Annotated in this window: 11 protein-coding genes; 8 read left to right on the top strand and 3 right to left on the bottom strand. The window is 57.8% G+C overall.

All coding sequences use genetic code 11. The features are described 5' to 3' along the window. Positions 1 to 6 precede the first annotated feature (6 nt). Complete coding sequence (locus HUV30_RS09035) at positions 7 to 489, top strand: universal stress protein (protein WP_174405116.1); 483 nt, start codon at positions 7 to 9, stop codon at positions 487 to 489. A 201-nt stretch (positions 490 to 690) separates the two neighbouring features. Here HUV30_RS09035 and HUV30_RS09040 read toward each other — a convergent pair whose 3' ends face one another. Continuing rightward, positions 691 to 2,241 carry an NAD(P)/FAD-dependent oxidoreductase gene (locus tag HUV30_RS09040; protein ID WP_174405117.1) on the bottom strand — a complete coding sequence of 517 codons (1,551 nt, stop codon included), beginning with the start codon at positions 2,239 to 2,241 and terminating at the stop codon, positions 691 to 693. A 287-nt stretch (positions 2,242 to 2,528) separates the two neighbouring features. Between HUV30_RS09040 and HUV30_RS09045 the strand changes: the two genes are divergently transcribed. Beyond that, positions 2,529 to 3,647, top strand: coding sequence for a metal-dependent phosphohydrolase (locus tag HUV30_RS09045; protein WP_174405118.1), 1,119 nt, complete (start codon positions 2,529 to 2,531; stop codon positions 3,645 to 3,647). A 135-nt stretch (positions 3,648 to 3,782) separates the two neighbouring features. Here the strand turns inward: HUV30_RS09045 and HUV30_RS09050 are convergent, their stop codons facing one another. Beyond that, positions 3,783 to 4,691 carry a glycosyltransferase family 2 protein gene (locus tag HUV30_RS09050; RefSeq protein WP_174405119.1) on the bottom strand — a complete coding sequence of 303 codons (909 nt, stop codon included), beginning with the start codon at positions 4,689 to 4,691 and terminating at the stop codon, positions 3,783 to 3,785. 370 nt (positions 4,692 to 5,061) lie between these two features. On the opposite strand from HUV30_RS09050, the gene HUV30_RS09055 reads away from it, so the two are divergent. Both HUV30_RS09055 and HUV30_RS09060 read left to right on the top strand, forming a co-directional pair. Then, positions 5,062 to 5,526: an NfeD family protein gene (locus HUV30_RS09055; RefSeq protein ID WP_174405120.1), complete on the top strand. Its 465-nt coding sequence runs from the start codon at positions 5,062 to 5,064 to the stop codon at positions 5,524 to 5,526. A 135-nt stretch (positions 5,527 to 5,661) separates the two neighbouring features. Continuing rightward, positions 5,662 to 6,591, top strand: a complete 930-nt coding sequence (locus HUV30_RS09060) for an SPFH domain-containing protein (RefSeq protein WP_205245207.1) — start codon at positions 5,662 to 5,664, stop codon at positions 6,589 to 6,591. 90 nt (positions 6,592 to 6,681) lie between these two features. Here the strand turns inward: HUV30_RS09060 and HUV30_RS09065 are convergent, their stop codons facing one another. Then, positions 6,682 to 9,246 carry a PAS domain S-box protein gene (locus HUV30_RS09065; RefSeq protein ID WP_174405121.1) on the bottom strand — a complete coding sequence of 855 codons (2,565 nt, stop codon included), beginning with the start codon at positions 9,244 to 9,246 and terminating at the stop codon, positions 6,682 to 6,684. A gap of 429 nt (positions 9,247 to 9,675) precedes the next feature. Here HUV30_RS09065 and HUV30_RS09070 point away from each other — a divergent pair, with 429 nt between their 5' ends. From HUV30_RS09070 to dctP, 4 genes are all read left to right on the top strand, one after another. Continuing rightward, entirely contained in the window at positions 9,676 to 11,307 is a 1,632-nt protein-coding gene (locus HUV30_RS09070; RefSeq protein ID WP_243452129.1) for a sigma 54-interacting transcriptional regulator, read from the top strand. A 203-nt stretch (positions 11,308 to 11,510) separates the two neighbouring features. Further along, positions 11,511 to 11,852, top strand: a complete 342-nt coding sequence (locus HUV30_RS09080) for a hypothetical protein (protein WP_174405122.1) — start codon at positions 11,511 to 11,513, stop codon at positions 11,850 to 11,852. A 99-nt stretch (positions 11,853 to 11,951) separates the two neighbouring features. Further along, on the top strand, positions 11,952 to 12,197 hold the full coding sequence (locus HUV30_RS09085) for a hypothetical protein (RefSeq protein ID WP_174405123.1): 246 nt from the start codon (positions 11,952 to 11,954) through the stop codon (positions 12,195 to 12,197). 322 nt (positions 12,198 to 12,519) lie between these two features. Further along, positions 12,520 to 13,536, top strand: a complete 1,017-nt coding sequence (gene dctP, locus HUV30_RS09090; protein ID WP_174405124.1) for a TRAP transporter substrate-binding protein DctP — start codon at positions 12,520 to 12,522, stop codon at positions 13,534 to 13,536. Positions 13,537 to 13,542: the final 6 nt, after the last annotated feature.

The raw sequence follows: 13,542 nt of genomic DNA on the forward strand, positions 1-13,542 counted from the left end.
TGTACCATGTTACCGACTATCAAGAAGGTATTGTACGCAACAGACCTGTCCTCTGCTGCTACGCATGCTTTCGGCTTTGCATTGAGTGTGGCTGAAAAGCACGGTGCCGAGTTGACCGTGTTGCATGTGGTTCCTGAACTGCCTCAGGAATATGGGCTTGCAGCCGGCTTTGACTTTACCCCCGACTTTGACAAGGAAATGTGGGAAGCATTCAAGAAAAGCCGGGCAGAAGGCGCAAAGAAGGAACTTGAAAAGCAGGTACGTGAAGCCTGTCTGAAATTCGGCGCTTCCCCTGTCGGGCCGGATCATCTGATTGTCCGGAATGGCAGAGCTGTTGAAGAGATTGTTGACGAAGCTCGGCGTGTCGATCTTGTTGTCATGGGTACTCAGGGACACGGCCGCATAGGTGGCCTGCTCATGGGTAGCGTTGCTCAGGGGGTGCTCGCCAAATGCGAAACTCCCGTGATGGTAGTACGTGTCGGTTCGTAACGGAATCTCCGCCTGACGGAAGCCTCACCTGACAGAAGCCTCACCTGATGGAAGCCTCATCTGGCGGAAACCCCGCAAAAAGGGGCACTGTGACGACGTTGGCGTGATGCGGAACCGGAAGTGAAAATGAAAAGCGGCTGTCGCCATGGGCGGCAGCCGCTTATTATTGCGGATTCTCTTTGTGGCGCCCGACGAGGACGATCAGCCGATGATGGCTGCCACGGCAGACGCTACCCGTTCGCCGTCCATGGCTGCGGAGATTATGCCTCCCGCGTAGCCTGCCCCTTCACCGCAGGGGAAAAGACGCTTGGCTGAAGGGTGTTCCAGCGTTTCCTTGTCACGCGGAATGCGGACAGGGGAACTGGTGCGCGATTCTACAGCAAGCACCTTGGCCTCGCCGGAATCATAGCCCTTGTACTTCTTGCCGAAGAGCGGCAGCGAGGCGCGCAGCCGTCTGGCAACGCCCTCGGGCAGCAGTTCATGCAGGGGAGCTGAGTAGATTCCGGGAATATACGAAGATTTGGGCAGGGCAGAAGAAACGCGTCCCTTGATGAAGTCGCCCACCATCTGCGCCGGAGCCTTCTGGCTCGTCCCGTCTCCCGCAGCGAACATGGCGCGTTCAACGGATGCCTGAAATTCCAGCGCGCTCAGCGGGTTATCTGCGCCGCCGATATCCTCGAGCCGTATTTCCACCACCAGCCCTGCGTTGGCAAAGGGAGCATTGCGCGCGGCAAGGCTCATGCCGTTCAGCACCAGTTCGCCGGGGGCGGTGGAGGCAGGCACCACAAAGCCGCCCGGACACATGCAGAAGGAGAATACCCCCCGATCCTGCACCTGCTGGGTGATGCGGTAGCTGGCAGCAGGGAGGTTGGTGTGCCTCGGCGACTGGTGGTAGAAAATACCGTCTATCAGCTCCTGCGGGTGTTCTATGCGTACCCCGAGTGCAAAGGGCTTGGCCTCTATGGCTATGCCCCGTGTGTGCAGCATGTGGAAGACATCGCGCGCGGAATGGCCTGTGGCCAGAATGACGGCATCGGCGTCCACAGTTGCTCCGTCAGCAAGAACGGCTCCGCGGACCTGCCCGTCTTTGAGCACAAGGTCGGTCACGTGGGTGTCGAAGTGTATTTCGCCGCCTGCACCCTCAATGGCTTCGCGTATGCGCCGCACAATGCGCGGCAGCATGTTGGACCCGAGATGCGGATGGGCGTCTATGCGTATATCCGGCGATGCGCCGTGCTCTATGAGCAGGTCGAGAATGCGCCCCACGTCGCCGCGTTTGGTGGCCCGTGTATACAGCTTGCCGTCGGAATAGGTGCCTGCGCCCCCTTCGCCGAAACAGTAGTTGGAATGGGGGTTGACCGCTCCGGTTGTGAACAGGGGCTTCAGGTCCTTGCGGCGGGCATTCACATCCTTGCCGCGTTCCAGAACAATGGGCTGGATGCCGTGTTCAAGCAGGGTGAGGGCAGCCACGTAGCCTGCGGGTCCGGCCCCGATTATGGCAACCCTGCGGCCTTTGAGCGGAGCAGGGCGGAAGAAGGGGCCTTCCGTTTCCGCAAATTCCTGCGGGGCGATAACCACCTGCAGTACGAATTGCGGCCGTCTGGAGCGGGCATCAATGGACCGGCGCGTGACCCGTGTATACAGGTTAGGGTTGTCCTGCATGCCCGCTTTGCTCAGCGCGGCCTTGCGAATGGCTTGGGGGGTGTTAATCCGGTCGGGATCTATCTTAATTTCCACGGTAACAGGCTTCATGGATATCTCTCTGTAAATGCTGTTCTGGCAGGAGCGGGCATTACTGTCTGCCCGTGCGCGGCCTACTATACTCCCGGCCTGTGTGTCACGTCAAAATAAAGCCCTGCAAGGCAACGGGATACGGGATATGTGTAGTTACCCGCCCTGTTGCCGGTGTTCGCAGCAGTAATGTGCGTGAACAGTCACGCGAATGTGCGCGTATTGTGACAGGGCAGGATGGGCGGGCATGTATCTTCCTCTCATGTTTCATGATCTCATGAATGATAACAACAGGAAAGGTAAGGTATATGATCAATCTTGAGCGTAGAGAATTGTTGAAATTGGGCGCGGTTGCGGGGGCACTCGCCCTTGTCGGAACCAGACCGCTTGCTGCAGGTGCTGCACCGTCCAGAATATCCCTTGAAGCGCTGCGGGAAATGAGCCCCGTGCAGATGGCAGAGGCCTCCGGCCCTGCCATGGCCTCGTGGGAAAGCGTGCGCAGTCAGGCTGCGGAAATCCGTAACCCCGCACTTCGCCGACAGGTGACTGCCATTCTTGAGAATCCTGCGCCCACCCTCATGAAGCGCATCGGCGCTTCGGAAAAGAAGTCCATTCACAAGGAACTGGTTGCCGAAAAACTCCTCGAGGGCGTGAGCGAGCAGGACTTTCTGCCGCCGGTCAAGGATGCTTCCAAGGCCAGCCAGCCGTTTTACGCGGCTCCCGGCAGCGGGTACCAGAGCCACCATGCCTATCCCGGCGGACTGGCCACGCATACGGACCTGAACGTGCGCGTATCCAAGGCACTGGCCGACGGCTACCTTGATGTGTATGGCTACGGGCTGGACCGCGACGTGGTCATTGCTTCCCAGTTGCTTCACGATCTGCACAAACCGTGGGTTTTTCAGTGGCAGGCAAACGGCGAGTCGCGCACGGAATTGAAGCTGGCCGGAACCGGCGAGCACCACACGCTCGGTGTTGCCGAATCCATTGCCAGAGGGCTGCCTGCCGATGTCATTGTTGCGCAGGCCTGTGCGCACAACCACCCCCGCACGCCGGAAGATGAGGTGCAGGTGGTGGGCTGGCTGAAGGCGGCTGCCATTCTCAACGGCATAGACCCCGTGCAGTACGGCCTGCTTGAAAAGGGCGGCAAGACTCTGCCCCTGCCCAGACGGCAGGAAGGGTTTGTCTGCCATCTCGGCGACCATGACTGGGTGCTTACCGTTCCGGCTGCACAGTGGATCATTCCTGTCGTGCAGACCATTGCTCAGCGCGATTACGGCATCAAGGCTGATGATGCGGCCATGTTCAACAGGTTCCGCAACTATGTGTTCTCTCAGGTGTCGATCATGTCTCTTTACGAGACCTACGCCGCCAGGGGAGAAGCAGAGCTGACCCGCGTGGTGCACGGCCAGGTGCAGCGGGCTTAAACAGTTCCTACATGCAAAAAATGAAGGCCCGCTTGCTGGAGCGGGCCTTTCTGCGTGGTGCGGGTGGAGTATCGGATACTAGCCGCACCTGGGTGACTGGGCGCAGTGTGCGCATGGAGCGGGTTTTCCTTCCCGTCATGCAAAGTCGTGGCGTCGTGCCGCCATTGCGGCGGGTGGCTGGCCAGTCGGGCCGGTCGGATCGGTCATTGCGCTCAGCGTATGGTTGGCCAGAAGGGCCATGGCGTCCTGAGGCAGCGGGATGATGCCGCGGGGGAACGATTCCACGCTATGGCCTGACAGTACGAGCGATGCCCATTTGCGCACGGAAATATGAAACAGGGCAGGATTGTCGACTACGATGCGAACCTTGGACATACGATCGTTTTCCACGGCTTGGGACGTGAAGCTTGCCCCGTGCTTCCAGTACGTGAAAAGGGCAGATTCTATCCGCCCGAACCGGAAGCCCGCAGCCGCAGCCTGCACCCAGAAATCCCAGTCCTCATACATGGTATCACGGCGAAACCCTTGACTATTCTCCCAAACCTTGCGGCGGAAGACAGCCGGAGACGTAACCACGTTCTGCCATGAAAGCAGATGGGGAGTGGTACAGGGCAGCAGAATGGTCTGCGGAGGTATGTGCCCGTCTTCGTGAACGATCTTCTGAGCCGTGTAGACAAGGTCCACGGAGGGACGATAGTCCAGCATCTCCCGACAGGCCCGAAGAAATTCCGCATCGATCAGATCGTCCGCATCCATGGCGAACAAGAGGGCGCCCTTGGCTCTGGCAAGCCCCTTGTTGCGCACCGGAGCAGGGTGCCCTTTGCCACCGGCATGCAGCAGCATGAACCGGGCACAGTTGAGTTCCTTGCCCAGCGCCTCTGCGGTGGGAACGGAATCGTCCGTACTGCCGTCATCCACCAGAATTATTTCAGTATCGTCCAGAGGATGCGTCTGCCGGTTGAGCGCATCAAAAAGACGGGGCAAATATGACCCGTAGTTGTGGTTGGTTATGATGATGCTCAGGCTGACATGTGGCGCATTCATGTTTCCTATATCGGTTGTGTAAGAGGGGCCGATAGGGGAACTTTGCCCCGAACGGATTATTATCATCCGCTTTCTGGCAGGGCCGTGCGGTTTTGCCCGCTGCTTCAGGTCGAAGCCGCGAAGAGGAAAGGTGGTTGTGACTTCCCGTCTGTGTATTCACATGATTGCCTGTTCACGATGCGCCGGTTGGTGAAGCAGCAGGAACGACTGTTCTGTCTGTTTTCCTGCTGCGGCAACGTTCTCAAGTAGCTGATGAGGCGATTCCTGCTATTGTCTTTATCGGCTGGCTGTATATACTTATAGGAATTGCAAAGAGTTTTGTAACAGGTCCCCTGTTTGATCCCTTCCGACCCCGCAAGGAGCGTTTCCGATGCCTGAATTCCTTTCGCCGTGGCTTATCTGGTTTCTGGCCGGTGTGATCATCATGCTGGCCGAACTGGGAATCCCGGGATTCGTCATAATATTCTTCGGCGTCGGTTGTTGGGCCGCAGCGCTTACGGCTGTGTGGTTCCCCGGCGCCCTTACTGCCCAGATTGCCGTGTTCATGCTGGTTTCGCTGATTTCGCTGCTCACGTTGCGCAAGGCCGCAGTGCGCATTTTTGTGGGCCGCAGCGAAGGTGCCTCTGATGAGGATACCGGCAATGTCCCCGTGGGGGCTCACGTCATTGTGGAACAGGAGATTCTTCCCGGCAGAGAGGGCAGGGTGCGCTTTCGTGGCACACTCTGGTCCGCTGTTGCCGAGGAGCCTTTGAAAGTCGGTGCCGAGGCGCAGATTTCGGGCGTGGATAAAGCCAACAAGGCATGTCTGCGCGTGGTACCTGTCCGTCAGGAATAATGCACACTCTGTGGCGGACTGTGTCTGCCACAAGACGGACGGTGCGCGAACGAAGCCTGCACCATGATACTTTCGTCATCCCCCCAGCCGGTCCCGTAGCGGCTGTCACACATAACACCAAACGGAGAATACCCGATGCTGAGTCCTGCAGCCATAGCCCTTATTGCCTTAGCGGTGTTGCTGGTCGTCGTCCTTATTAAAGGAGCGGTCATCGTGCCGCAGAAAACGGCAGCCATTATGGAACGTCTCGGCAAGTACAGCCGTACCCTTGAAGCGGGTTTTCACGTGCTTATCCCGTTCGTGGATCGCATCGCCTACTCCTTCAGCCTGAAGGAAGAGGTGATTGATGTGCCTGCGCAGATCTGCATTACCAAGGATAACGTCAGCGTTGAGGTTGACGGCATCATCTATCTTGAGGTGCAGGACGCTTTTAAATCGGCTTACGGCATAGACAATTATCTGCGTGCCGCATCGCAGCTCGCACAGACCACGCTGCGTTCCGCCATCGGCAAGATCGATCTCGACAAGACCTTTGAGGAGCGCGAAAAGATCAACAACGAGGTCATAGACGCCATTGACCAGGCGGCAATGACCTGGGGCGTGAAGGTGCTGCGTTACGAGATCAAGGACATAACGCCGCCCCTGTCCGTGAAGGAAGCCATGGAAGCCCAGATGACGGCGGAACGTCAGAAGCGCGCCAATATTGCCACATCCGAGGGGCTGCGTCAGAGCATGATCAACCAGTCCGAAGGTGAGAAGCAGAAGCAGATAAACGAAGCAGAAGGCAAGGCCGCGCAGGTGCGACTGGTTGCCGAGGCCGATGCCAAGCGTATTGAACTGGTTGCCGGGGCAACTGCGCAGGGTATTCTTCTGGTGGCGGATGCCGTCAAATCCGACGGTGGTATAGAGGCACTGAACATGCGCCTTGCCGAACAGTACATCAGGGAATTTGGTAACCTTGCCAAGGAAACCAATACCGTGCTCATGCCTGCGAACGTTGCAGACGTGGCGGGTGTTATTGCCACTGCCATGTCCACGGTAAAGGAAGTGAAAGGCGGAATGTAGATGGCGTAGTTCCAGCGCCTGTCAGTGAAGATGAAAACGGCCGGAAGCGTTCTGCTTCCGGCCTTTTTATTTTGGATGCGGCAGCCGGACTCAGTTGTCCAGCACTTCCCGGACAATGCGGGAAAATTCGGCCAGTTCAAAGGGTTTGAGCATGATCTTGCGTATGCCGTGCTGTCCCTCGCGGATGGAGCGCAGCACCTCCGAGTAGCCGGTGCAGAGGATGACCGGCAGGTCGGGGCGTATGGCATACACAGCTTCTGCCAGTTTGGCCCCCGTGAGGCCGGGCATGGTCTGGTCCGTGACGATCAGGTCAAAGGCATCCGGCGTGGAGGCAACAGCCTTCAGCGCGGTGCGGCTGTCGGTGAGCCCCGTGACCTTGTAGCCGAGATCTTCAAGAAGCTGGGTGTTTATGGCCACAAGGTCTTCCTCGTCGTCCACCAGCAAGATGCGTCCCTGACCCGTAACGGCTGCTTCCTCTTCTCCCGCTTCTTCCTGCTTTGCCTTTCCGGCAAGGGGCAGAAGCAGGGTGAAGGTGGCACCTTCTCCCAGTTCGCTGCGGGCCGTGATTTCGCCGCCCATGCTGCCCACGATGCCGTGCACCATGGCAAGGCCCATGCCCGTGCCTTCGCCCTGCGGCTTGGTGGTGAAGAAGGGGTCGAAAATACGGTTCAGCAGTTCAGAGGGAACACCGCAGCCGGAGTCGGCCACCTCAAGCTGTATGTATCTGCCGGGGTGCAGCTGGCTGGTGGGGGCAATATCCCGCTCGGCCAGGTCGCGGTAACGGGTGCTCACCTGCAGCACGCCGCCTGATTCACGCATGGCATAGGCCGCGTTGGTGCCAAGGTTCATGATGATCTGGTGAATCTGGCTGGGGTCGGCCATGAGGGTGCCGTTTGCCTGCAGGTCCGCCTCTATGGTGATGGTGGAGGGCAGAGAGGTGCGCAGCAGGTTGAGCACTTCGTGGATGAGCGGTTCCAGCTCCACGCGGCGGCGTTCCGGTTCGCGGCGGCGCGAGAACACCAGAATCTGGTTCACCATTTCGCGCGCCCGCGCGGCGACCTTGCGGATACGGTCAAGATTGCTCGCGGCGCGGCTCTCTGCGGGCACCGAGGGCTGGGCGAGCTCGGCGTACCCGGATATGGCGGCAATGATGTTGTTGAAGTCGTGGGCTATGCCCCCTGCGAGGGTGCCGAGTTCCTCCATCTTCTGGCTCTGGCGCATGCGGGTTTCCATGCGCAGCTTTTCGGTGATGTCTCGCACCACTTCCACAATATTGATGACCTTGCCCTCGTCGTCGAGCACGGGGGTGATGGAAAGGTCGCCTTCAAGCAATGAGCCGTTCTTGCGCTTGTAGGTGGTCTGGCCGCGCCATACCTCGCCTTTGCCTATGTTGTCCCATATGTGGCGGTAGAACTCTTCATTATGCTTGTCGCTGCGGACCATGGCAATGTGCTTGCCCTTGAGTTCAGTTTCCGAATAGCCGGTCATGGCCTGAAACGAGGGGTTGGTGTATTCCACGTATCCCTGTGTATCCAGAATGAATATGCCGTCTTCGGTCTGCTCCATGGCGGCCAGCATGCGCATGCGGTCCTTGAGCTCCTTCTTGAGCTCCTCGGTGCGCTGCTGCACCCGCCGTTGCAGGGTGCGGTTCCACATGATGATGGAAACAAAGGTCAGCACCACGAAGAGCACGCCGCCTGCCATGTAGAACCAGAAACGCTTGTTCTGCAGGAAGAAGGATATGTAGTTCTGATCGAGCCGTACCCAGCGCCTGTAGATGGTGCTCTGCTCGGCCGGGGTTATGGTATCCAGCCCTTTTTGCATGATACGCGCAAGAATGGGCCAGTCTGAGCGCACGGCAATGCGGTTGTAGATGGCAAATTCCGTATGTCCGGCCACGCGCAGGTTGGTTATGCCCTTGTCTTCAATGAAGTAGCTGGCCTGCGGCAACGAGATGATGGTTGCATCAATCTCGTCAAACGAGACGTGCAGCAGGGCGGCAAGGTAGTTGTAAACCGGCTGTATGTGTATGTCCGGATAATATTTGTGGATGTAGTCTATTACCGCATATTCCTTGGGCAGCGCCAGTTCCATGCCCTTGTCGCGCATGGTTTCCAGCGTGAGGAATTCCTTCTGGCTCTTGTTGACCAGAATGACGGTGGGCAGCTCAAGATATGGCTTGGTGAACTGCATGTAATCTATGCGTGCGGGGTTGCCTGCAAAACCGGCGATCATGTCTATCTCGCGGTTTTTTGCCATTTCGAGGAGCTGGTTCATGTTGTCCGGCTCGACGAGCTTGAACTTCACGTGCAGGCGTTCTTCCAGCAGGTGCATGTAGTCGGCCACCATACCGAGATATTCGCCATGTTCGTCCAGATACTCAAGCGGACGGGATGCGGGCGTGGCAGCCACGACAATGGGCTTGTTGTGCTCGGTCAGCCACACACGCTCCTCGAAGTTGAGCGGGTCCTTCCATATCTGCCGCAGCGGCAGAAGGTTGAAGGCAGACGCCGCGATAAACAGGATGACGAGAACGGCAAAGCCGAAGCCCCAGAGCTGGCCGGGCAGTCGTTTGAGGATGCCTTGCCTGCGCTGGCTCCTGCCGTTTCGGTTTTTCCCGTTCCGCGGTGTATTTGGCGGGGTGGTGTTGGACATGCTTCCTCCACAGGTAAGTACAATACTCTGTTGCATGAAGCTTGCCAATGTCCGAAATTGTTTGTGCAATCAGTCATGACTTGTAAAGGCGCAGCGTGGGCGGGCATGGGAAGTTGCGGGGATAAATTGTCGATGTTCCGAAAAAGTGAACATTGGCATGCTGCCTGTATTTTCAATGCCATGCGGCATTTCGGGAGGCAATTCCGGCTTTGCTGCGGGTTGATTGTCTGGTCCGTATGGTGCATTGAGCTAGGCACACGAACGGCAACAGCGTATTCTGCCCGAAAATGCCGAGATGCCAGTCATGCCATTCAGACCATTCCCGGCGGGCGCGCTAGTCACGCCGGCAGCACCTGCCGTAAAGGGCAAACCAGTCATGACTGTCACGCCAGATAAGCCAGAGACGATAATGATGATGGAGACGACATAATGGCCCGTATCCTGATAATCGACGATGACCCGGACATCAGCACCATCATAGCCCAGCTGGCGGAAGACGCAGGGCATGCTCCCTATACGGCGGGAACCTTGGGAGATGGGCTGCGCAGGCTGCATTCCACCCCCATTGATCTGGTGTTTCTCGACGTGCGTCTGCCCGACGGCAGGGGAATAGATGCCCTTGCGGATATCCGAAAATCGGAAGGGCAGCCCGATGTCATCATCATTACCGGCCTTGGTGATCCCGACGGGGCGGAACTGGCCATCCAGAACGGGGCATGGGACTACATCGAAAAGGGCAGCACCCTCAAGCAGATTGCCTTTTCCATGGACCGGGCGCTCAAATACCGCGAACGGCACAGGCCGGGTGAGTCGCGTTCCCTGAAACGGGACAAGCTGGTGGGGGACAGTCCCGCCGTGCATGCCGTGCTGGATAATCTTGTTGTGGCCGCCACGGGTGAAGCCAGCGTGCTCATCACAGGTGAGACGGGTACCGGCAAGGAAGTGGTGGCCCGCACTGTGCACGAGAACAGCAACAGGGCCTCCGGCCCCTTTGTGGTGCTCGACTGCGCCTCCATTCCCGCCAATCTGGTTGAAGGCGAGCTGTTCGGCCATGTAAAAGGCTCGTTTACCGGTGCCACAGCCTCGCGGCAGGGGGTAGTGGGGCAGGCCGACGGTGGCACCCTGTTCCTTGATGAAGTGGGCGAACTGCCGCTTGCCATGCAGGGGGCCTTTCTGCGTGTGCTGCAGGAAAAGCGTTATCGTCCGGTGGGCTCCACCCGCGAGCTTGTCAGTGATTTCAGGCTGGTAGCAGCCACCAACCGCGACCTTGAATCCATGTGCCGTGCCGGAACCTTCCGGACGGATCTCTTTTACCGGCTCAAATCCTGCGCCATACTCGTGCCTCCGTTGCGGCAGCGGCTTGAGGATGTTCCGGCCCTTGCACGCCACCATCTGGATGGCATCTGCGCTCGCTACGGCTGGCAGCCCAAGCAGCTTTCAGAAGAACTGCTTTCGCTGCTCATGCATTACGAATGGCCCGGTAACGTGCGCGAATTGGTGCAGACGCTGGAGCGCACGGCGGTTTTTGCGGCAGATGAAGAGACCATTTATCCCGAGCATCTTCCTGTGGACATTCGCGCCCGTGCAGCCGGACGCATGGTGCAGCGCACCTGTTCCCTTGAGAGCAGCGTGGCAGAAATGCCGCAGGCTCAGGACGTTGTGCCGGAACAGGCCGGAACGGATGTCCGAGGAGCGGCGGTGGTTTCTTCGGCGGATGTATTGGGGGATGTGTTGGGGGATGTTCCGGCGGTATCACCGTCTGCATCTCCGGCTGACTCCACGGGAACTGCGGTGGAGTCCGCAGGGCAAGAGGTGGCGTCCGAGCCGGATTTCGTGTCCCGCTATTTGGAAACGGGTGGGGAGACAGGAGCGGGACGCAGGGGGACTATTCCCCGATTCAAGGAATTCCGCACCGCCTGCATAGATCATATCGAAAAGGCCTATCTTGAGCGCCTTCTGGATGTCGCAGACGGTTCCATTAAGGATGCCTGCAGGTTGTCCGGCCTTTCCCGCACCCGACTGTATGTGCTGATGAAGTCGCACGGGGTGGTGCGCGAGTAGCTGCCCTGTGACCACTTGTACCTCACACAAAAGAGAGGAGTGTGATGGATTTTCTGCAGACCGCTGCTGAGTGGGCCTGGGCCCGCCATCATAACGTGCTTAGTTGGTATATCCGGCCGTTATTTCTTATTCCATTTTGCTATTTTGCGTACCGTCGTTCACTTGTCGGAATCTTCGCCACTCTGTTTGCCCTGCTGACGAGCATGTTCTGGTTTTCTGTTCCCGAACATGTTGCCCCTGCCGTACTTACGGCACTGCAGGCAGAAAAGGACTATCTGCTCGGTCCTTGGGCGGCATGGAAGGTGGCTATTGCGCTACTGGTTCCCCTGTCTCTGGCTGGGTTGGCTGCAGCCTTCTGGAAACGTTCCTTCATGATCGGCGTGATTGTCATAAACGCCATAGCCGTGCTCAAGCTTGTCTGGACTTTCGGATTTCTGGGCAGTGAGGCCGGTTTTGCCCTTCTTGTTCCGGCCCTGACAGGACTCGCGATCTGCAATGCGGTGGTTATATGGTGGCTGCGCAGGCGCAAGGAACAACACCAGTAGTTACTTTTCGGCATGCCGAAGCGTGGTCTTGTCCGTTTTTCTCCTCAGACTGTCTTCGCGCACCCTTTGGACTTGTTGAAAAATATCAACGATGCTGCCATGACCTCCGACCAGATTCTGGAGAAGGCGACAGAACACGACAAAGGGCTTCTCACCCCCTTTGGCAGGATGAGCCTTGAGGTGCTCAGGGAAGGTGACAACGTGGTTGTGCTGTTGTGCGATTCATACAGGAATGTTGCCCTGATGGAAGATTCCGGTTGTACCGCCAAGGTGGACAATAACTATATGGGAACCTCGACCCCGCCGTGTGCCTTCACTCTTGCCCCTGCTGAATTGTGTGAATAGCGCCTCTTCCCCGTTACCGAGAAAACCCGCTGTAAGGCGGGTTTTTTGTTCTGTGGTTCGGGATGGTCCCGGTTTAGTGAACATGTATTAGATTGAAGTGTCCCGCTTTTGTGAACATAGGGAGCCGTTGTGCGGTTCCGAAATACGGAACAGCCATCGGGGAGGGCTGATAACATGCCGTGGTTATGATATATACCGTCTTTGGCACCAATCGTGGATACCTGAGCGTACAGGCTGCGCTGCAAGCCTGAGGGAAGATGAGTATGGAGAAGAGTTCCGCGTTGGAGCTCAATAACAACCGACTGTTTTTCAGGAGTTCACCATGAAACGTATTGTTGCCGTAATGCTGTGTCTGGCAGCCGTATTCGGTCTGACCGCGTGCAACGACAAGCCTGCTGAAAAGAAGGCTGAGAAGATCACCCTTAAGTTTGCCACCCAGCACCCCATTGAGCATATGGCTCAAAAGGCTGCCGAGCGCATCAAGGCTCGCGTGGAAAAGGAAACTGAAGGCCGTGTGGAAATTCAGATCTACCCCGCCAACCAGCTCGGCGATGCTTCCCAGATTTACGAGGAAGTCATCCGCGGTTCCATCGACATCGCGCACATCACCGTGCCCGACCAGTTTGACTCCCGCCTCGGCGTAGGCTTCCTGCCCTACATCGCACGCGACTACGATCAGATTCGCAAGGTTTTCGCCACCACCGCTTTCATTCCCACCGAACTGGCGAAGATGCATGACAAGCTCGGCGTGAAGTTCTTCAGCTACTTCGGCGAAGGTTTCATCGGCGTTGGCACCGTCAAGCCCCTTGAAGCCATCAATGTTCCCGGTACCGAAAAGGGTCACATGATCCGCGTTCCCGGCCTCGACGTATTCAAGTTCGGCGCAGAGGAACTGGGCTTCCGCACCACCTCCCTGCCTTACGCCGACACCTATTCCGCCCTGCAGACCGGCGTTGTCGACGGCTGGCTCGGTGGCCCGCCCAACCTGAACTACCTGGGCTTCCGCGACGTTATCAAGCACTTCTACCAGTACAACGTGAACTTCGAGTCCACCCAGTACGTCATGAACAAGAAGACCTTTGAAGGCATTGCAGATGCTGACCGCGCTGTTGTCGAAAAGGCATTCGTGGACGAAGGCCAGCAGTCCTTCCTGATGGCTGAAAGCGAAGACCAGATGTACCGCAAGAAGATGCAGGAAATGGGTATCGAGGTTGTGACCTTCTCCACCCAGGAGCTGGAAGCCATGGCCAACTACGTGCGCGAAAAGGCATGGAAGCGTCTGGAAGCCAACCTTACCCCCGAGCTGCTCAACGGCCTCAAGGCTTCTTACAGCAACTAAACGTCC

The sequence above is a fragment of the Desulfovibrio subterraneus genome, assembly GCF_013340285.1.
GTDB lineage: Bacteria > Desulfobacterota > Desulfovibrionia > Desulfovibrionales > Desulfovibrionaceae > Halodesulfovibrio > Halodesulfovibrio subterraneus.

Excerpts from the sequence above, each read along its gene's own strand:
- HUV30_RS09035 (WP_174405116.1), top strand. The coding sequence starts at position 7 with ATGTTACCGACTATCAAGAAGGTATTGTACGCAACAGACCTGTCCTCT.
- HUV30_RS09040 (WP_174405117.1), bottom strand. The coding sequence starts at position 2,241 with ATGAAGCCTGTTACCGTGGAAATTAAGATAGATCCCGACCGGATTAAC.
- HUV30_RS09045 (WP_174405118.1), top strand. The coding sequence starts at position 2,529 with ATGATCAATCTTGAGCGTAGAGAATTGTTGAAATTGGGCGCGGTTGCG.
- HUV30_RS09050 (WP_174405119.1), bottom strand. The coding sequence starts at position 4,691 with ATGAATGCGCCACATGTCAGCCTGAGCATCATCATAACCAACCACAAC.
- HUV30_RS09055 (WP_174405120.1), top strand. The coding sequence starts at position 5,062 with ATGCCTGAATTCCTTTCGCCGTGGCTTATCTGGTTTCTGGCCGGTGTG.
- HUV30_RS09060 (WP_205245207.1), top strand. The coding sequence starts at position 5,662 with ATGCTGAGTCCTGCAGCCATAGCCCTTATTGCCTTAGCGGTGTTGCTG.
- HUV30_RS09065 (WP_174405121.1), bottom strand. The coding sequence starts at position 9,246 with ATGTCCAACACCACCCCGCCAAATACACCGCGGAACGGGAAAAACCGA.
- HUV30_RS09070 (WP_243452129.1), top strand. The coding sequence starts at position 9,676 with ATGGCCCGTATCCTGATAATCGACGATGACCCGGACATCAGCACCATC.
- HUV30_RS09080 (WP_174405122.1), top strand. The coding sequence starts at position 11,511 with ATGTTCTGGTTTTCTGTTCCCGAACATGTTGCCCCTGCCGTACTTACG.
- HUV30_RS09085 (WP_174405123.1), top strand. The coding sequence starts at position 11,952 with ATGACCTCCGACCAGATTCTGGAGAAGGCGACAGAACACGACAAAGGG.
- dctP (WP_174405124.1), top strand. The coding sequence starts at position 12,520 with ATGAAACGTATTGTTGCCGTAATGCTGTGTCTGGCAGCCGTATTCGGT.